The sequence below is a fragment of the Peribacillus sp. NPDC006672 genome (genome assembly GCF_050274955.1).
Taxonomy (GTDB): Bacteria; Bacillota; Bacilli; order Bacillales; family DSM-1321; genus Peribacillus.
In genome coordinates, this window is sequence record NZ_JBNNOR010000028.1 from 13,006 (window position 1) to 32,549 (window position 19,544).

Here is a 19,544-nt window from a genome sequence, read left to right on the forward strand (position 1 = left end):
TTTGTTTAAATTCGGCGTTTCTGCTGTACTGCTTGAAAGAGAACTGCGAATACAATGATAGCGCCTTTAATAACTTGCTGAGGGTATGCTGGAACGTTCATAAGATTCATAATGTTTCCAATCAGTCCCAGAATAAATACACCCATTAATGTATTTAATGCTGTTCCTCTTCCACCGTTTAATGCCGCACCGCCGATGACAACTGCTGCAATCGCATCAAGTTCCAGTCCAGCACCAACTAACGGAGAGCCGACACCCGTTCTAGCTGTCGTCAACACTCCACCTACGACAGCTAATGCACCTGAAATACTATATACAGTGAACTTATAATAGTGTGTTTTAACACCAGATAAAACAACTGCAGATTCATTGCTGCCTATAGCTTTTAAAAGACGTCCATAGACCGTTCTCCTTAAAATGAATACCGTAATAAAAAAGAATACGAACATGACAATTACCGGTGACGGAATACCAAGAAAATAGCTTCTATCAAACATTGTTACTGCTAGATTATCAATCATAATAGGCGAGCCTTTTGAAACTATAAAGGCAAGTCCGCTAGCGACAGTCATCATAGCAAGAGTTGCTACAAAGGAAGCCATATTTCTATACGCAACCAGATAACCGGAAATACTACCAAGTACTATTCCGATTGCTAATGTAAGAAGTAAAGCAACAGGCAGGGAATAACTTTGTAGAAAGAAAGCCATTAATACACTTCCTAGCGCTAAAAATGAACCGACCGACAAATCAATTCCACCTGTCATAATAACAAGAAGCATCCCCATACTAATGATCCCTATTGCTGCTGATTGGCGAAGCAAGTTTAGGATGTTTTTATCTGTGAAAAAAACATCAGAGAGAGAACTTGCCATGATGATTAATAATCCGAAGATAATAATCGTATTATATTTTAAGAAAAAGTTAAAAAGATTACCGGGCAATACGAGCTGCCTTCCCTGGGTTGTAATTACCTGCTTTTTTCCTTGTGATGAATGTAAATCTTTCATTTTAGCTACCTCCTACAGCAAGACTCATAATTTTTGCTTCAGTAATCGATTCCTCTTTAGTGAGTGAACCTTTTATTCTGCCGTCATCCATTACATAAATCCTGTCACATAAACCAATAACCTCAAGGAGTTCTGAAGAAATGACGATGATACCAAGGCCTTTTTCTGCGAGTTCATTAATTAATTGGTATATTTCCACCTTGGCTCCCACATCTACCCCCCGCGTTGGTTCATCTAAAATAAGAACTTTAGTGTTGGTATGATACCACTTCGCCAATACTACTTTTTGTTGGTTTCCACCACTCAAGTTTTCTACAGGTGTTTCACAACTATTAGTTTTAATCCGAAGCTTCTGTATTAAATCATTGGCCATCTCTTTTTCTTTCTTACTTTGAATGACGTTGATAAATTTCGTAATAGACTTTATTTGAGTCATCGTTATGTTCTTTCGAATCGACATAGGCAGGACCAGTCCATCCTCTTTGCGACTTTCTGGTACAAGGCCAATTCCTTTTGCCACCGCGTCAGAAGGCGATTTAGTTTGAATCGATTTACCGTCTAAAATAAATTCACCTGATTCGAGTTTATCAACGCCGAACAAGGCTCTAGCAATTTCTGTCCTGCCGCTTCCCACTAAACCAGCAAGACCAACTACTTCTCCAGCATGCACCGTCAAAGACACATTTTTGAGTTTTTCCTTCGTAGATAAATTGACAATCTTTAACATTTCTTTTCCAATTTGAGCATTTCTTTCCGGAAATAAGGCTTCTAGGTTTCTACCAATCATCATGCTGATCAACTGGTCTTTTGATACCTCTTTAGGTAAAACGCTACCTGTTACCCCTCCATCCTTTAACACTGTAATAGCATCTGCGATCTCAAAAATTTCTTCTAAACGATGGGAAATATATATAATACTTACTCCTTGGGATTTTAAGGTTTTCAAAATATCAAATAGTTTTTCTACATCTTGCGGAGCCAATACCGCTGTTGGCTCATCTAATATAAGAACCTTTACGTTCTGTGACAATGCTTTACAAATTTCAACTACCTGTTGATGTGCTACACTTAAGTAACCGGTAATCGTTTTCGGGTTCACCTGAAACCCAATACTTTTAATCAATTCAAATGCTTTACTATTCATGTCGTTCCACTGAACGATCCCATTTTTATTTTGAAAACTTCCAAGAAATATATTTTCAGCTACAGTTAAGTCCGGTGCTAGTGCAAGTTCCTGATAGATGATACCAATACCGAGCTCTTTTGCAATATTAGGATTTTTTATATCTACTAAGTTTCCATCAATCTTAATTTCTCCATCATCTTTCTTATAAATCCCTGATAAAACTTTCATTAACGTTGATTTCCCTGCCCCGTTTTCTCCTAAAAAGGCGTGGATCTCCCCTGGTTTTACTTTTAATGATACGTTTTTAAGCACATTCACTTTTCCGAATGACTTTTTGATGTTATTCATTTCAATTCGATATGTTTGATCCATATAACATCTCTCCTGTCACATTTACGGGTGCAGCTAACTGAATAGATTTATTGACAGCTGCAGCAATTTTCACTGCTTCCAGTCCATCTCTGACTCCTACAAGTGGAGTTTGTCCACTAAAGATGCAGTCGATAAAGTGCTGCCCCTCTTTTATATAAGCTTCAGCAAACCGATCAGTAAATGAAGGTGCTGTAGGTAGTGAAATTTTGTGTTCACTTGTGCCAGTGACTACATCAATATAATTCATTTGACCAATTGAAATAACTCCTTCATCACCTATTATTTCTGTTCTTGCGTCATATCCGTACTTAATATTTAATAGTCCTTCAACAGTACCAAGAGCACCTCTAGAGAATTTTAATGTAAGAGCGATCGTATCATTCATCATTGTCCCGCCACAAATGTCCTTTTCTTTTATAGAAGAAAGAACAGCTGCTTGACCAAAAACGCTTTCCACCTCATCATCCAAAAGCCATCTAATAGAATCATAGTCATGTGAACAAAGCTCAAAAGAAATATCACCTGACTTCTCAGGGAAACAGCCCCAACCTGGAACAGGAGGTAATCCCGGATCCCTGCTTGTTGATCGAATAAAGACAGGGGTTCCAATTGCTCCTTCAGAAATTTTTTGTTTTGCGGTTTCATAACCTTTATCAAAACGTCTCATATAACCGACCTGAAATACTTTTTTAGTTTCCTTTGCTTTCTGATACATTTCATTCGCATCTTCAATATTTAAGCAAAGTGGCTTTTCACAAAAAACATGCTTTCCTGCTTCCAGTGCCTGCAATACAAATGTCTTATGTGTCTGAACGGGTGTAGTAATAACAACGGCATCAATAGATTCATCAAGAAGTAGAACTGAAACATCGGAATACACCTCAGCTTCCACTTCTGTTGCATGCTTTTGTGCCAATGCTTTCTCTTGGTCACATACTGCTTTTACATTTGCGCCATAGACAAAATATTCAAAATTTTTCGTGTGTAATTGTCCCATCCGCCCCGCGCCAATGATTGCAATATTTATCTTTTTCATTGTTTGCCTCCTGTTATGTGAGAATAGCCATGCTAGCTAGTAGCAGGCTACTCATTAATTTTTTATCAAAATTCTGAGTCTGGATTATAATATTTATCAACGTTTTCTTTTGTAATAGCTACCGCTGGTGTATAGGTAGTTTTCGGATAAGACTTTCCTTCTTCGAGAATAGCAAGGGAGGCTTCAATACCCGTTCGCACAATTAAAGCAGGATCATTTAAACCGGTTACTGCATACTCACCATTTTTAATAAGTTCCAATGCTTCTTTTTGTCCATCAGCTGCAGCTGCTATCATTATTTGATCTTCTTTACCAGCTTGAGCAATTGCTGTTTTTGCACCAAGTGCCATACTATCATTTTCAGTAATCAATAAATTTATATCTGGATGGGCTACTAGGGTATCTTCCATTGCTTTCTGTCCACCTTCTTGAGCCCAATTGCCCCATCCCTGTGCCACAAATTCTAAATTAGTAGTCCCGTTATTTCTAAGCTGGGCTTCAATCAAACCTTGAATGACACCCTGGCGTCTTTCTAGACCCGCAGGATTTCCTTTTTCTCCACTAAGAATAGCTGCCTTCACTTCTTTTTTACCAAACTGGGAAGCAACCCATTCACCAACCAATTTTCCATTTTCAGTATTGTTTGATTGAACGGTAGTCACGTAATCAGCTTTTGAAGAAATAGTACTATCTACAATTACAACAGGAACCCCAGCTTGAGTTGCTGATTTGGTCGCTGGTACTAAACCTTCTGGATCTGCTGGATCGAGTAATAGTAAATCAATACCCTGTGTGAGCATGTCATTCACATCACTAATCTGTTTCGTCATATCACCTTGTGCGTCAGCTGTAATGATCTGAAATCCTCCTTTTTTTGCTACATTTTCAGCCTCTTTTACCATCGCTACAAAATAAGGTGCATTTTGATTTTTAATTGAAAATCCAATTTTAATTTCGCTTCTTTCCTTGTCGATAGGCTTTACAGCTTGACCACTATTGCTTTCTGATGAATCTGTGCTAGCTGGCTGATCATATGAACAAGCCGCAGTAAATACAACTATTAGTAATACCAAGAATAATAACTTGAATTTCCTAAAAACATTTATCACTCTATTTCCCCCTCTTACCATTTTTGTGTAATTCTAATTTCTATCAAACTCTTAGCAAGACTTTGAATGTAGTATCTTTATATTGTTCAATAAATTCGAAAGCACTTTGAATATCTTTCAAATCAAATGTTTTGGTCAGCAAATCTTTTAGATTCACTTTCCCTTCTGCAACTAAATTCTTTGCTTTATCAAAATCTTTTTTCGTGTACATTAAATCACCTAAAAGCTCCAACTCCCTATCCTGAATTAAATTAACAGGAAGCATTACATCTTCATTAACAACCCCTACAATTACAACACGACTTCCCTTTCGGGCAATTTCAATCGATTGGAGAATGGTTGATGGATGGCCAACACATTCAAAAATAGTATCTATTCCATTTTTCGAAATCCTATTGATTGAAGTTAATATATCTTCTTTGCTTGAGTTAATTACATTTTTAATCCCTAGATCAATAGCTTTTGAGAGTCTTTCTTCTGAAATATCAACTATTGTAACGATAGCACCCCTTACTTCTGCAGCTTGTGCAAGAAGAAGACCAATTACACCGCTTCCAATTACTAAAACATGATCTCCTCTATTCACCTTTCCAATCTCAACAGCATGAATACCCACTGCCAAAGGTTCAAGCATTGCAGCATCTTCGAAAGACATGAAGTCATCTAAAGGCACAACTTTTTGCCATGGGACTGAAATAAATTCTTTAAATGCTCCATCAGTTTGACATCCTAATACAATTAAATGGTCACATATGTTATAACGACCAATCTGGCAGTTATAACATTTTCCACATACTAACGATGGCTCTACTGTCGCTTTTTGATCTATTGAAAACATCTCTTGAGGTACTTCTTGTCCTATTTCAACAATCACTCCTGAAAATTCATGTCCAGGTACAATAGGTGTTGAAATAAAAGGGTGCTTTCCATGAAAAGAATGAATATCTGTTCCACAAATCCCTGCATTTTTTACACGGATCAGTACTTCATTAGCCCTTACCTGAGGTTTTGCTACTTCTTCTAATTCAAAACGTCCACTCTGAACCAATTTTACTTGGATCAATAATTTCTCCCCCTCTTATAACAGCGCTTTCATTTAAATACAAAGTAAGTCAAAAATGACTTACTTTTCTGCAGCTTTTTGTTTATTAAACTCACTTGATATCCGTTCAATTTCTGTAAACTGTTCACTATTCAACTGAATATGGAATACCTCTGATATAACTTGCGTCCAGCCATGGATGAAATATATCCAACCATCTTCAACATGGAAAGATTTTTCATCTTTTTGAGACAGTGCTTGATGCATAAATAATAAATCCCCTCGATAGTTCAGCTCCCATACAAGGCTATTTTCAGGAAATATAGCGTCATTACTTAGAGGAGAACCTGGTCTATCTTTACCTAATCCAGTTGCGTTAATAATGAAAGAATAAGGCTTCAATTTAGAAATTATATTGTCATTTTTAGTAAGATCATCTGCTTTAATGAATTCAATATTGACATCATTTGATACTTGAGAAATAACATCTCTCATAGAATCTAATCTTGATTGGGTTCGGTTTGAAACATAAATTTTAGAAGGACGATTGTTGCCATTTATAGCTTCAATTAAATTAGAGGTAATCGCAATCGCACTTCCTCCCGCCCCCATAACAAATACTTCACCATTATGGTTTTTCCAAAAATCTTTTGGAATAAAATTTTGCATAGCTAATCCACTAGAGATATGATCCTTTGCATGACCAATTAACTTCCCATCTTTTTTTGAAATACTAGACAACTCTCCGAAAAGTTGTGCATAAGGATCTAGTTCATCAAAAATATCGTTTGCTGCATTATATAAATCAATTTTGTGTGTCGTAACAAGAGCACCAAGTGATAAAGGATCATTTTTGATGAATGTAACGACTTTACGATATTTTTCTGGTTCAGCGTGAATTTCAATATCAATACCTTTAATATCAGCATCCAAACCCAAATACTTTGCCCATAGTGGAAATAACTTCATAATAGAAGACTGTGCTGTTGTAACACCAATAAAATAAAAAGTTGGTTTCGTTGCTTTTTCTAAATTCAAGATAATATCCTCCTCTGATTGGTTTTATATAATTATTGAGGTTATTAGCTCCCTTAATTTAAAATATATTTTTCTAGAAATCTAAATTTTAAATAACAAACCTCTTTTTTGTCTAATGAGTTAACTCTTCCACTTAGGGTTATCAACAATTTCGACTTTTCCATCTTTTTCAATAATTAATTTTCTATACCCTTTTGTTTCAATCGTTCCATAATCATGACCTGCATCTGCTCTAAATACAAAGAAAGTAACTAGTGGTTCATCTCCTACATTAACACTTCTATGAGCATATCTACCTGGTACATATACAACTTTACCTGGAGTTAGTTCCTCAGCAGCCCAATCTCCTTCCGGATTTTCCATCAGCATATACCCTTTTCCACTTAAGCAATAATATACTTCAGCAGTATCTAAGATTGTGTGGAAGTGTCCTTTTGTCATGAAATATTCGTTTCCAACTTTTCCTGGATAAACGATACTTGTGCCAAATAATAGGTTACTATCTTTTTCAGGCAAGCTTAATTCATAAAACTCATAAGCAAGAATATCTTCTTTAATCATTTCTTTTAATGCTTCGTTATCAGCAAACATTCCATTCATATTGGAAAGATATCTTTTGGTTGTGATTTTTTCATCAGTCATACCATTTTTTAAGTCAAAATACATTGTAAAAGGGGTTACAGCGAAATCTTTAATCATCATAAACACTCCTTATTTTTTATTAAACTGTTTATTGTTGTTTCATGAAGGTGAAAGTCAAAGACAGATTTCTCTACTTGGTTTTTATACTTAAAGCTTTCAAGGGATTATGTTGTGTAATGGTATTAATGACATCTTCCTTAATTCCATTTGCTTTCAATTGTGGTATAAACGTTTGAGTTAAATAATCTATTCCAATCGTGCCACCATATGTTCCAAGGCGGGCTCTGGTAGTATCAAGACTTAACAAGAGTGAACCTTGGAAACCACTTTCTAGCATGTGTTGAATTAATTTCAATTCCTTTTTATCATCGTGATATTTAAACCGGCCAATCGTATCATACTCAAGATAAACACCAGACGAGGCAACTTCTTCATGCATTTTATAGTCATGATGAGTTCGGTCTAGATGACATAGAATAATTTTTTCTGGATTCACCTTTCGATTCGTTAGAAAATGAATGATTTCAAAAGGATCTGATCCTACTTCAACATGAACCATAATCGAAACATTCGTTTTCAGTGAAGCTTCTGCAGCTGACTCGAACTTTGTACGATAATAGGGAGTCAGTCCATCTTTATCAACAGCTGTTTTAATTAAACCTGCTTTTGCATCAATTGATTGACTGGGTTTTTCTGTCCTATTACCAAGGTACATTCCTTTTTGTATTTCTGAAATAAAAACGTCAACTAAAAATTCAGCAGTGCTATTATGAATCCAATGATCTGGCCAATAAAAAATAGATTTATGAAATCCAGTAGATGCAACAAGGTGGATGCCCGTTTCTTGTGAGACCTTTACCAGCTCATTTGCCATACGTCCTGCGCCAATTGGTTGTGCATCTACAAGAGCAGAGCCAGTTGCCAGTTTTTTTAATTCATTAATTGTTAAAGATATATCATCAATACATAAATCAGCATTCAGTTGTGCAGCATATCCGCTTTCTAACATGACGTGCTCATGAGGTTGAAAATATGATATTTCATCAGGATTTACTGAACCTAGAACAGTTTGAATATAAGCCGATTCTTTAAGTGTCACTGAACCACACCACTCATTGGCATCTTAGTCTGCTGAACTTTTTTTACAAGCATTGATGCGTAATCACTTATTTTATTTGGGTCCAGATTAGAACCGCCTGCTTTTGTTAAATTAGATCCAACTCCGACTGCGACAGCTCCTGCTTTAATCCACTCTTCAATATTTGACTCATTTACACCGCCAGTAGGCATAATATTCACTTGAGGAAGCGGTCCTTTAACATTTTTGATATGATTAGGTCCTGCTAAATCTGCAGGAAATAGCTTTAAAATTTCACATCCCGCTCTTAATGCATTTACCATTTCTGTTATTGTAAAGGCTCCTGGCATAACAAGGGTTTGATATTGATGACTCACATTGATAATATCTAAGTCAAAATGAGGAGTAACAATAAAGTCTGCCCCTGCTTGTATTGCGTTGACTGTTGAATTGACATCAAGTACTGTGCCCATTCCTATATAAACAGACTGTGATTCAAATTCACTTTTCAGTTCACACAGTACGTCAAACGCATTTGGTACTGTCATGGTTAATTCAATCGTTTTTATACCTCCTTTAATAGCAGCTCTTGCTGTAGTCATAACTTCTATTTCATTCCCTCTGAGGACAGCTACGACACCGCTTTCATATATGGCATTAATTACTTCATATTTGTGTAACACTTTTATTTCCTCCCTCAGTCTTTTTAACTTGTTGTTCAAAAAATTCAAGTATGTTTCCAGTTGATTGTAATGTCATTCGTTCTATGGCTTCTTCACTCGCTGCTGCATTGTGCGGTGTTAAAACAGCATTATCCAACTCAAGTAACGGGGAGGATGTCGGTGGTTCTACGCTAAATACATCTATCCCAGCTCCTCTAATAATCCCTTCTTGCAATACTCGGAATAGGTCTTGTTCGTTAACAATTCCACCTCTCGCTGTGTTGATAAGAATTGCTTCTTTCTTCATTTTTTTCATAGTTTCATAATTTAACAAATTAGTAGTTTCCGGTAACAGTGGCATATGAATTGATAAAAAATCACAGTTCTTTAGGACTGTTTCTAAGTCCGCATACGTAATGCCATATTCTGTAGCAGTCTTTTCATCTTGAAAAACATCATAAACTATGACGTCCATTTGAAATCCTTTTGCCCGACGGGCAACAGCTTTTCCAATTGCACCAAACCCTAAAACACCTAGTGTTTTACCGTAAAGTTCAATCCCTACCGTTTTTGTCCATTGTCCTTCTTTTAATTTCTGTGCAGATGAAGAAATCTTTCTAGCAGTTGATAGCATTAAACCGAAAGCATAGTCTGCAACCGTCTCATTATTTACTGCAGGTGTATTCGTCACATAGATACCTTTTTTTTCTGCATATTCTTTTGGAATATTATCAATTCCCGTACCATACTTAGCGATAATTTTAAGGTGTTTCGCGTTATCTAGAATCGTTTCGTTCAAATTATCTGTTCCTATAAGTAACGCGTCCACATCTTTGATAAGCTCTATAAATTTGGACTCAGGAAGTGGCCCCGCTTCTCTGATCACTTTAAACCCTGCTTTTTCCCACATTTGATTAATATCTTTGTTAAACATTCCATACGATCGAGGAGTTATTAACACTTTCGGCATTCTTCTCTCTCCTTTACTAGTATTTCTTCTGCTAAATGAATGATCTCTGTTAAACTATTAATATGATAGTCTGCATTTAGAAGCTCTTTTTCCGAACCAAATCCATACAGGCATCCTACAGTTGTTAAATTGTTTTGCTTTCCAGCTTCAATATCTGAATAACGGTCTCCCACCATGACGGTTTTATCCAGATTATTTTCTTGTAACAACAATTTCACGAGATCTACTTTATTAGCTGTTTTATGCAGACCAGCACAATATAAATTAGTAAAAAGATGTGTAAAATGGTGAGTCTCTGCGGCAATTGGAACATATTTTGCTCCGCCATTCGATGCCACGTACAGTTCATAGCCATTTTCTTTGAGCTTTTGCAATGTTTCGATAACACCTGAATAAAGAGTGGTAGTTCGTTCAAAAAACTCATCTTCCACTTCTTCTAAAATCCGCATTGTTAACTGGATTTGATCCTCACTAGCTTCAGGAAGCAAGTAGGTAAATAAATCCTCTGTTGTCATACCAATAACATGATTAATTTGATCTTCAGTCCATTCAATATCCCCTACAACTATTTGCTCTTTCAATCGTCTTAAGACTTCTGGATATGTTTGTTGAGCAAGCGACTTGCTATCGAGCAGTGTGCCATCCATGTCAAAAATAAATGCTCGTTTCATTTATTTCCCCACTTCGTATACGATGTATTTTTAATATAAATACGAGATCTTTTCCCTTACTAACAATTTAATTTCTGATATAAATGCCTTTTATTAGTGGTTTAGTTAAAATTTTTTAATCTCTCGTACACAGGTATTAATTGGCTATATGTTTCATTAAACAAAGGAAAAAACTCCCGATATTTATTTTGGACGTCAGGTTGTGGATGATGAATATTGACTCTTTTCACCCATCGTTTTGCTTCTTGGAAATCTTTAATTAGGCCACTTCCCACAGCGCCTGCCATAGCAGCTCCCATTGATGTTGCTTCATCTAAATAAGATGGTACATATACATCAAGGCCATAAATATCAGCTAGAATTTGCCGCCACAAAGCACTCTTAGCTCCTCCACCTAGAACCCACATATAGTTGATCGGAGCACCCTCTTTTTGAAATGTATCCAACACAATTTTCAAGTTGTAAGCAACACCTTCCATGACCGAACGTGCCATGTCTCCACGTGTATGCGTAATAGACAAACCTACAAAAGCACCACGTGCATCAGGATTCCACCTTGGCGAGCGTTCACCCATTAAGTAAGGTAAGTAAACCAACCCTCTTGAGGTAGGAGGAGACTTTTCAGCTTCTAGATTCATTAATTCATACATAGATATATCTTGTTTAGAATCCTGGTAAAGAAGCTCTGTCACCCATTGCATAGAACCACCACCACATTGCATTGTACCGTTTGGTGAATACTTATTGGCATCTAGGTGAACCCATGTATAGGTTTTCATTTCAGGGTCGAAAATGGGTTTGTTTGATGCAGTTGCTACCCATGAAGATGAACCAATATAATTGAATGCTTCTCCCTCATCCATTACTCCTACCCCAGCAGCGGCGCAAACTCCATCTCCACCTCCGATAACCACGGGTGTACCTTGAAGTAAGCCAGTTTCTTTGGCAGCCCAGTCTGTCACACCACCTATTACATCCGTAGAAGCATATAATTCTGGAAAAATGTCTTTTTCAATTCCCCATGCTTTTAAAATATCGTCAGACCATACCTTGTTTACAAGATCAAAACAGTTTGTGCCACATGCATCCGAATAGTCTGTCGCAAATGTTCCAGTTAGTTTGTATACAAGGTAATCCTTTGCTTGTAAAATTTTATAAGCTCTTTTGAACACATCTGGTTGATGTTCCTTTACCCATTTGATTTTTGCCCCAGAATATGATGAACTGATGCGATGCCCTGTGATCTGATAGACTGTCTCCATACCCATTTCTTCTTCTAAACGCTTAGCTTGGTCAGAAGCTCGCATATCTGCCCAGATAATTGCATTCCCTAATGAATCTCCTTGGCGGTCTACTAACAAACACCCGAGCATTTGACCACTGAAGCTCACAGCTGCAATTTGTTCACGTGTTACACTCGTCATCTCTAATAAAGTTTTTGTTGTATCGCAGACTGCTTGCCACCAATCTAATGGATTTTGTTCAACCCACCCAGCTTGTGGATAAAAAGTTTGATATTTATAAAGTGTGCTACTTATTAGCTCTCCATCAGATGAATATAGAGTTGCCTTATTTCCAGTAGTACCAATATCATGAGCAATAATATAATGTTTTCCCATACAATTATCCTCCCCTCAAATCTAAAAAGCACCAATTCATAATCACATAATGATGTAATTACCAGTTCACTTATAAATTGAACAAGTTAAAAAACTTGCTCAATTTATTGCTTTCTTTCATATTTTACTTCAACAGTAAATTTACTCAAATCCCCTCTGTAACGCGCTATCGAATACTCGAAGGCCTGAGAATCAATTTGAAAAGCGGTAGTTTTAGTCATTTGAACAGCCGCCATAGGAGAAACTTTTAAAATTTTCGCATCTTCTTCAGCAACATTAATAGCTTCCATAACACGTTTTGCATAGCTTATATTATAGCCATACTTTGATTCAAGCGTTCTATACAAAGAATTCCTTTCTAAGTCCTCCTCGAGTAAGCCTGGTGCCATAGCTGCTGGAATATATGTTGTAACCAGAACATAAGGATCTTTTTCGATATACCTTAAGCGATCTATTCGATAGAAAGATTTGTGGGTTTCACCAAATATTTCTTGAAGAGTAGAGTTTATTTCTATAATTTGCTTATTTAAAAGTTCAGTTTCGAATGATAAGCCTTTCTTTTCCATTTCATCTCCAAAACTGCTTAAACTTTTTAAGAACATTTGATCAATTTTCTGATGGGCTACAAATGTACCCCTACCATGTTCTCTTCTTAACAGACCCTCTGCTACCAATTCGTTTAAGGCTTGGCGGACAGGCGTTCTGCTTATTCCATACATATCAATTAATTCTCTTTCTGAAGGAATAGGATCATCTGATTTGTATATTCCTTTTTCAATTTTCTCTTTTAACACTTCTTTTAACTGAAAATATAAGGGCAAAGGATTGCTCTTCTCAACTACTATCTTTCTTACGTTTTCCACCACGGTGCACCTCTTCTAGAATTTATTTTTCCACTTTATTTATTTTAAGATAAAATAAGCAAAGTGGAAAAATAAATTTCGTGATAGACCATTTTTGATAATGATGTAATTACCAGTTCGATTAATACTAATAAACCATATAATAATAACAGTGTCAATTCATTTTTTATATTTGTCTAAACATTATGAACCATACTTATAGGTCTCTTCTCTTAACTTGTTTGAGCATTAACATTTTTATACCATTTAAGTTTAAAAGTATGAGTTCCAACAGCCCAATCATTCCCAAAGTATAATGTTCCATTCATTGCTTTGGCACTAATATAGCTCTTTTTTTAGCACTTTGTGAATTTGTTTTGATTAAAGATCCATCACCATTATAGGTTTTAGCTCGTGCGTAAATATAATCCTCTATCATGTCAGAGGATGATTAAGCTACTGCATAGGTTCCACCTCCAAAAGGTGAATATGTATCTATCCTTAATGTGAAGTCATAAGCTTTGCAGCATTAGCGCTGGAAGAACCTGTACCATCTGTTTGTTGGATAGATAGTATTGCATCTGAATCTAACAACACTTCAGTTTCCGCTGCACTTGCACCCGTAGTAGAACATAAAATTGATAAACCTAAAATTGTAATCATTAATGATCTTTTCAACTTCAATACCCGGTGCATCTTCTATTTATTCGTATACATAAAAATTCACCATAGAGGGATTCTATAAAAAAGTAGAGTATTACTCCGAGGTAAATATGAAAACAAAAAAACAGAACTTTTCAATACTAATATGGAAAATGGCAATAGGTTCAACCCTGTCTTGGGAATTATCAAAACTATTGGGTTCCAATCATCCTTACCTAGCTCCACTCACGGTCATCCTATGCCTTCAATCCACAATCGACAAAACGGTCCAACGATCCATACAACGTGTAATTGGAACCATGATTGGTATTTCCGTTATTGTGCTCATTGCAAGACATATGAGTATAAGTGGATGGAGTTTAGGACTATTAATCCTTTTAGGATGTTTTATCACACAGTGGTTAAAATTTGACAAAGCAGTAATTTATCAAGTCGCACTCACGATATTATTTGTCTTTGTACTTGAACACCAAACGAAACATTATGCTATAGATAGAATGACAGATACTCTGGTAGGTGTAGTTGTTGCGGTTTTAATCCAGTTAATTTGGTTCCGTCTAATTTTCAAGAAGCGACAAGGCGGGTAGATAAGATTTATTCAAGTGGCGTTCCTTTTTATTGGTCATATATCAACCCGCTTTTTCTCTTTGGTAATGCACTCAAGGTCATACAATGAGTTCTCAGAGTTGCTTTCCATGAAACGTTTTGAAATATCCCATTTTCAACAGTTCATTTTTATAAAAATCCTTTTCAAGTTCGATTCTTTGACGTAAGACCATATTTTTAATCCTTTTTAGTAAAATTAATATCTAAGACAAAATGACACCCACACGTACATTTGACTTTACTAATTATTTAGGCGTAAGTGTTTCCCTGAATACACTGTACAGGATGGACAGAAAGCTAGTGCTAAATTCAGTCTTTAAGAAAGATCCTGATTGGACAGCTGCAATTGTCGCAAATCAATGGATCCGGCAGATTCAATATGAATTTGCTTTTAGTAAGAATTTCGGAGAGATAAAATGGTTTATAACGATGAGATTGATATTACACATTTAGTAAAGCAGGTTCATCTTAAATTTCAAAAAGAAGCCCTTAAAAGGAGACGAGCTTCTTTAAAACTCAATACTTAACGTTTTTAGGTGGGAGTAGTTCAAAGATCTTCTGAAATTCGCAAAAAACTTTTAACCCGTCCAACATAAGGTTCTTTATCATAGGAATAATATAACTGACTTGATAATTTAATAGGATCACCAAAGAAAAACCGTTCATATAGCGTTTCTCGAGTTCCAAATGAGCTCATTGTTAAATCCCAAGCTAAACGGAAAAGTTTAATTCTATCCTCTGCATTACTTGATTTTGCTTGCAAATATTGTTTTAAATCTTTCCCTATACTTGATTGGAATGTATTTTCTGTTGGAATCGTAATCAATCCACTTGCTCCTAGCAATTGAATGATTTCTGTAAATCTTGGATAAACCCGAGGAAATAAATTGCTGGCGATTTGCAACGTAATTTGATTAGGTCGCATAAATCCCCATTCATCCATTTCAGATTCATTCTCTGATTTGTTAAGCAAGGCTTTCATTGTCTCTAATGCTATGATAATTTCTGACACTTTTTCCTGCACATGTTGATAATCCCCGATATTAATCGTATCGATTATAGATTGGACTATACCCAAAACAAATTCAGCTTTAACAATTTGTCTAGAAACAACTTGATGCAACGTAAAAGCCAAAAATGAACTAGCAACCATGAATTTATTCACTATTTCTGTATTATCATAGAAAAACACACGATCCCAAGGAACCAATACATTGTCAAAAACAACAATAGAATCCATTTCCTCAAATCGTGAACTTAGTGGAAAGTTGAATATCGAATCCCCTCCAACAAAAGAATCTCTACAAATAAATCTTAAACCTTTACTATTACTCGGTATCGAAAACGCAACTGCTCTGTCTTTATCCTGAATTCCTCCTGCCGGAAATACTAATATCTCATCCGTTACTCCACCTTGTGTAGCCAGTAATCGAGCACCCTTAACAACAACACCAGCATCGTTTCTCTCTATCACTCTTGCCGCAATTGGTTCATCTCCAGCCTCAAAATAAAACTGAGCTCGATTTACTTGTGGGTCAATAAATGTATGAGTCAAGGATATATCATTTTCACGTGCATATTCATAGAATGCGATTACATTCTCGGGAAAACAATTTACTTTTCCTTTTAATAAATTTGCGGACGAAGCAAACGCCATTAACACTGTATTCATATAATCTGGACTTCTTCCCATTAATCCGTTGTTCATTTTAGCCCAATGTTGAATCATTTCTTTTCGTTTAAAAAGATCATCTCTTGTTTTTGGCTGTAAAAAAGAAAGACCTACCTTAGATCCTGAAGATGGAGATGGATAGGTTAGCTTATCTTGTAATGATTTGTCATGTTGTGAGTCATATAAAGCTGCTTGACTGTTCATTACTCCTTTGAATGCAGGATGTTCAGAAATTTTCCCAATTATAGGACCTCCATCTATCCATACATTAGTCTTTAACTGATCTATTCGATCGATGTATTCTTTTCCAGTTACAACCGGCATATGACACCTCCTGAATTCAAACCAATTTTATTACTTATAGGTTTATGTATGCAGCTGCAAAAGAATGTATGTATGGAGTAAATAGTGGCTGAGTAAAAAGGGACACTTCGGATAAAAGAATTATAGCCCTACTTGTTATTCTTTGACAGTGGAGGGTGAAGGATATATAGCCTCTAATGCAATCTTTGTTGTTTTTTAATACAAGCTTAAAAAACACGCCCTATAATTGAAAATGAACATTTTATAAATTGCTGTATTTAGAGAGGATGGTAATTATGTATATAAGCTATAAGAATTATCAAGACGGAACCGATAATTTGGTTATGGTAGAAAGCCATGGAGTAATTACTAAAAGCATAAAAGGTAAAGAAACAGCAATAAAAACTCACAAGAGAAAATTAACACGATTGAGGTCTAAACATAAGTGAATAATACTATGAAAGTAACTTTAATTTAGAAATCTGGTTAAATAAATCCAAGATCCTAACTATTCGACTTTTTATGAACTCACCTTCTTAACCAAAATAAAAACACCGCGGGAAACGGTGTTTAACTAGGATCGTTCTCATCAAAAGACAAAGTGGTTACTTCCGTGTAATCGCCTTTGTCAATCTCTTCTTTAGTAGCATCTCTTTTTAATTCATCTTCTGTATTAATTCCTTCTGCAATTGTAGGTTCAACAGATAAGCGATTTTCTTTTTTCATTAGCACACTCCTTTCAAAGTTATAGTGCCCAAGCGTTATTCATTCGATTCTCCATCACCTTCTTTCTCCAAAATAAAAAGCACCCAATGAATGAGTGCTTAATAGTTACCTTTTATGCCCTGTATTTCTAATGCATGCATCATATCTACTTCATAATCCTATCTTACCTCTTCATGTGCCGCATTTATGGAATATCCGATGATAGGAGGCTCATCAGCTCCAATAGCAACGATTTTTCCATCCTTATCGGTCCCAACAGAAACACCTCAAAATGGGGAAAGAGCAAAAGCTCTTCCCCATTTTGTCAACAGCTCCATAAGGGGCACTTTTCTAAGTGTGTCCGATATCCGGGGGATAGTTCAATATTTGTGGTCTTCCATAGATCATTGGAACTAAAGCACTCGTTAGTTCTATTGATTCAAAATGTAATTTAGTTAAGGTTAAATAAAAAAAATGGTTACAAAGAGCACTAATACTGTCCATATAAATGATAATTCAACCTTTTTCGCATTTGAAATTGTATTCTTTTTTATTTTATTTATTAAAGTTAAAACTAAAATATTTATTAAAAATAGAAAATAATAAATGGTTATGAATAAGATCCACCTACTACTTTGAATTACTTCACTGAGGGGACTTATAAAAAATGCACTAATAAATACAACTATTGATATAACCAATAGGAAAGATACTATTATGTGCATTTTTTCCCAAATAGGTTGCAATAAAAATGTATTACTTTTCTTAGATTGAAAAAACATAAATAAGCTAAATAAACCAATAACAGAAATAATAAATAATAGTGTCATTAACATCTGTACTGTATTTACAGTTGATGGAATTGACGTTGCCATATCTTTCTTAAAATAATCGGTTATAAATGCGAGAATTCCTAAAAGGATTACTATAATCCCTTGGAGAAACGTCCACCGTGAAAACATCAATACATACACACCCTCTCTCTATATTCTACGGAAGAAAGCCCCAATAGTTTCATAATATTTCCTTCTATAACTCCCTTTTAGTTCATTCAGAAATTCAACAACACCTTTAACAGAGCTTCAAAAAAAAATAGCCCCTACTCAATACGTGTAAGGGCTATTGTGACCGAATTAATAATGGTCTTTTGATTCTTTTTTTGAACTAACGCACCTGTTGCATAAGACATTAACTTATATCTTCTCCTGATTAAATTTTTTTCAACTTAATCTCTTAAGACTTTGAATGCTTCTCGAACTTTTCGAGCAAATTCCAGTGGTGGTTCGATTGATTCAAAATGCATATACATGGCTCTAGGATTTTCAAACAACCAGTGATTATGAACTGCTGTTACAATAATATCCCTTTTTCTTAGTTCTGTTAACAATGGATTTACCTCGTCTTGGAGTAGTACTGTTTCACCTAGATTCAGTCCATTTCCTTTACTATCTAAATTCTCAAAGCTGAAAAATTGAGGGTTTACTAACGGTGAATTAGTTCTCCTTCCAAGTATTTTAAAGGGGATGTCTCTAAATCTTTGAACCAGACATACTCCATTCATTAAACTTGCATCACCGTCAAGAATCCTTGCAAATTCACTACATAACTCCCTTTTCGAGCCCCTATCCATAATATTCCTCTCCTTATAATAAAACCATTTGTTTTTTAGAACATGGTTTTATTGTATGCGGGTAAATTTATTTAAGATTGGGCAAATTTAAACCCCAAATCTTGGCGCTGAAGGAACTCGTGGTGATAATCAAATTGGGGTTAGTTAAAGGCTGCTCAGTTGCACCTTGATGATACCCATGGCACAGGGTGGCACGCTATAAAATCAATTCAAACAACATCAGATGTCATGCTCACGTGTCAAAGAAACTCGAAGAAAAAAGTGTTGATGGATATTCTAACTACATGGATTATGCTCAATTGAATATGAAATGTGGTCAAAATGAAGCAGCCAGCCAGTTCCCTTACTAGAAGTTCTTAAACGTCATAGCTGCAAGCAAATTGGTGTGAGCTACATGTGTAAAAATACAATTGCTATAAAGCTAGAACTTTCTTATATAACAGTCCAACGTCCAATGAAAAAACTTTAAGACCTCGGCATGATCCGTCAGATACCGGAAGAGAAAAAAGGATATTATGCAAACAGCTAACGCCATTATTATTCAACCTGTGAAAGATGAAATGTCTGGCATGAACTCTGTGAAAGAGCCCAAGAAGTGAACGGCCATTAAAACAACTACTTCTTTCTTAAAACAAAATATTAAAAACAATAAACGTAAAGCCGCGTCTCAATTCTCTCATGTGGATAATTCTCTAGAAAACTCTATCAAACAGGTAAATTTTATAGCCCTTTGGGTACCAGATGTATT

The 19,544-nt window shown here is 35.7% G+C and carries 18 protein-coding genes; 1 reads left to right on the forward strand and 17 read right to left on the reverse strand.

Features of this window, described 5'->3' with window-relative positions:
- Window positions 1-5: 5 nt before the first annotated feature.
- The 14 genes from ACQKKK_RS24985 to ACQKKK_RS25050 form a co-directional block, all read right to left on the reverse strand.
- Complete coding sequence (locus tag ACQKKK_RS24985; RefSeq protein ID WP_427619821.1) at window positions 6-1,010, reverse strand: ABC transporter permease; 1,005 nt, start codon at window positions 1,008-1,010, stop codon at window positions 6-8.
- A gap of 1 nt (window position 1,011) precedes the next feature.
- Window positions 1,012-2,508, reverse strand: a complete 1,497-nt coding sequence (locus ACQKKK_RS24990; protein WP_427619822.1) for a sugar ABC transporter ATP-binding protein — start codon at window positions 2,506-2,508, stop codon at window positions 1,012-1,014.
- Window positions 2,486-3,544 (reverse strand): Gfo/Idh/MocA family oxidoreductase, encoded by a 1,059-nt coding sequence (locus ACQKKK_RS24995; RefSeq protein WP_427619823.1) that lies wholly within the window; start codon window positions 3,542-3,544, stop codon window positions 2,486-2,488. Before ACQKKK_RS24995 ends, ACQKKK_RS24990 begins: the two co-directional genes overlap by 23 nt.
- A gap of 65 nt (window positions 3,545-3,609) precedes the next feature.
- Window positions 3,610-4,653 carry a substrate-binding domain-containing protein gene (locus ACQKKK_RS25000; protein WP_427619824.1) on the reverse strand — a complete coding sequence of 348 codons (1,044 nt, stop codon included), beginning with the start codon at window positions 4,651-4,653 and terminating at the stop codon, window positions 3,610-3,612.
- Between the two features lie 43 nt (window positions 4,654-4,696).
- Complete coding sequence (locus ACQKKK_RS25005) at window positions 4,697-5,716, reverse strand: zinc-dependent alcohol dehydrogenase (RefSeq protein ID WP_427619825.1); 1,020 nt, start codon at window positions 5,714-5,716, stop codon at window positions 4,697-4,699.
- 60 nt (window positions 5,717-5,776) lie between these two features.
- Complete coding sequence (locus ACQKKK_RS25010) at window positions 5,777-6,733, reverse strand: shikimate dehydrogenase family protein (protein WP_427619826.1); 957 nt, start codon at window positions 6,731-6,733, stop codon at window positions 5,777-5,779.
- A gap of 120 nt (window positions 6,734-6,853) precedes the next feature.
- The gene (locus ACQKKK_RS25015) at window positions 6,854-7,435 is read right to left on the reverse strand and encodes a glucose-6-phosphate isomerase (protein ID WP_427619827.1); all 582 of its coding nucleotides are present in this window, start codon (window positions 7,433-7,435) and stop codon (window positions 6,854-6,856) included.
- Window positions 7,436-7,505: 70 nt separating this feature from the next.
- On the reverse strand, window positions 7,506-8,474 hold the full coding sequence (locus tag ACQKKK_RS25020; RefSeq protein WP_427619828.1) for a phosphotriesterase family protein: 969 nt from the start codon (window positions 8,472-8,474) through the stop codon (window positions 7,506-7,508).
- Entirely contained in the window at window positions 8,471-9,136 is a 666-nt protein-coding gene (locus ACQKKK_RS25025; RefSeq protein WP_427619829.1) for a bifunctional 4-hydroxy-2-oxoglutarate aldolase/2-dehydro-3-deoxy-phosphogluconate aldolase, read from the reverse strand. The genes ACQKKK_RS25020 and ACQKKK_RS25025 overlap by 4 nt, the downstream gene beginning before the upstream one ends.
- Window positions 9,120-10,085 carry a phosphoglycerate dehydrogenase gene (locus ACQKKK_RS25030; protein WP_427619830.1) on the reverse strand — a complete coding sequence of 322 codons (966 nt, stop codon included), beginning with the start codon at window positions 10,083-10,085 and terminating at the stop codon, window positions 9,120-9,122. Before ACQKKK_RS25030 ends, ACQKKK_RS25025 begins: the two co-directional genes overlap by 17 nt.
- Window positions 10,070-10,756 carry an HAD family hydrolase gene (locus ACQKKK_RS25035; protein ID WP_427619831.1) on the reverse strand — a complete coding sequence of 229 codons (687 nt, stop codon included), beginning with the start codon at window positions 10,754-10,756 and terminating at the stop codon, window positions 10,070-10,072. The genes ACQKKK_RS25030 and ACQKKK_RS25035 overlap by 16 nt, the downstream gene beginning before the upstream one ends.
- Window positions 10,757-10,857: 101 nt before the next feature.
- A complete protein-coding gene (gene xylB, locus ACQKKK_RS25040; RefSeq protein ID WP_427619832.1) occupies window positions 10,858-12,375 on the reverse strand; it encodes a xylulokinase in 1,518 nt (505 codons plus the stop codon).
- Window positions 12,376-12,479: 104 nt separating this feature from the next.
- Window positions 12,480-13,238 (reverse strand): GntR family transcriptional regulator, encoded by a 759-nt coding sequence (locus ACQKKK_RS25045; RefSeq protein ID WP_427619833.1) that lies wholly within the window; start codon window positions 13,236-13,238, stop codon window positions 12,480-12,482.
- 480 nt (window positions 13,239-13,718) lie between these two features.
- On the reverse strand, window positions 13,719-13,901 hold the full coding sequence (locus ACQKKK_RS25050; protein WP_427619834.1) for a hypothetical protein: 183 nt from the start codon (window positions 13,899-13,901) through the stop codon (window positions 13,719-13,721).
- Window positions 13,902-13,990: 89 nt separating this feature from the next.
- Here ACQKKK_RS25050 and ACQKKK_RS25055 point away from each other — a divergent pair, with 89 nt between their 5' ends.
- Window positions 13,991-14,467, forward strand: a complete 477-nt coding sequence (locus ACQKKK_RS25055; protein WP_427619835.1) for an FUSC family protein — start codon at window positions 13,991-13,993, stop codon at window positions 14,465-14,467.
- Between the two features lie 566 nt (window positions 14,468-15,033).
- Here ACQKKK_RS25055 and hpaB read toward each other — a convergent pair.
- The 3 genes from hpaB to ACQKKK_RS25070 form a co-directional block, all read right to left on the reverse strand.
- Window positions 15,034-16,482 (reverse strand): 4-hydroxyphenylacetate 3-monooxygenase, oxygenase component, encoded by a 1,449-nt coding sequence (gene hpaB, locus ACQKKK_RS25060; RefSeq protein ID WP_427619836.1) that lies wholly within the window; start codon window positions 16,480-16,482, stop codon window positions 15,034-15,036.
- A gap of 549 nt (window positions 16,483-17,031) precedes the next feature.
- The gene (locus tag ACQKKK_RS25065; protein WP_427619837.1) at window positions 17,032-17,187 is read right to left on the reverse strand and encodes a hypothetical protein; all 156 of its coding nucleotides are present in this window, start codon (window positions 17,185-17,187) and stop codon (window positions 17,032-17,034) included.
- A gap of 1,204 nt (window positions 17,188-18,391) precedes the next feature.
- A complete protein-coding gene (locus ACQKKK_RS25070) occupies window positions 18,392-18,796 on the reverse strand; it encodes a DUF1259 domain-containing protein (RefSeq protein ID WP_427619838.1) in 405 nt (134 codons plus the stop codon).
- Window positions 18,797-19,544: the final 748 nt, after the last annotated feature.

Coding starts and splice junctions, on each gene's coding strand:
- ACQKKK_RS24985 (WP_427619821.1), bottom strand. CDS start 1,010: ATGAAAGATTTACATTCATCACAAGGAAAAAAGCAGGTAATTACAACC.
- ACQKKK_RS24990 (WP_427619822.1), bottom strand. CDS start 2,508: ATGGATCAAACATATCGAATTGAAATGAATAACATCAAAAAGTCATTC.
- ACQKKK_RS24995 (WP_427619823.1), bottom strand. CDS start 3,544: ATGAAAAAGATAAATATTGCAATCATTGGCGCGGGGCGGATGGGACAA.
- ACQKKK_RS25015 (WP_427619827.1), bottom strand. CDS start 7,435: ATGATGATTAAAGATTTCGCTGTAACCCCTTTTACAATGTATTTTGAC.
- ACQKKK_RS25030 (WP_427619830.1), bottom strand. CDS start 10,085: ATGCCGAAAGTGTTAATAACTCCTCGATCGTATGGAATGTTTAACAAA.
- ACQKKK_RS25035 (WP_427619831.1), bottom strand. CDS start 10,756: ATGAAACGAGCATTTATTTTTGACATGGATGGCACACTGCTCGATAGC.
- xylB (WP_427619832.1), bottom strand. CDS start 12,375: ATGGGAAAACATTATATTATTGCTCATGATATTGGTACTACTGGAAAT.
- ACQKKK_RS25055 (WP_427619835.1), top strand. CDS start 13,991: ATGAAAACAAAAAAACAGAACTTTTCAATACTAATATGGAAAATGGCA.
- hpaB (WP_427619836.1), bottom strand. CDS start 16,482: ATGCCGGTTGTAACTGGAAAAGAATACATCGATCGAATAGATCAGTTA.
- ACQKKK_RS25065 (WP_427619837.1), bottom strand. CDS start 17,187: ATGAAAAAAGAAAATCGCTTATCTGTTGAACCTACAATTGCAGAAGGA.
- ACQKKK_RS25070 (WP_427619838.1), bottom strand. CDS start 18,796: ATGGATAGGGGCTCGAAAAGGGAGTTATGTAGTGAATTTGCAAGGATT.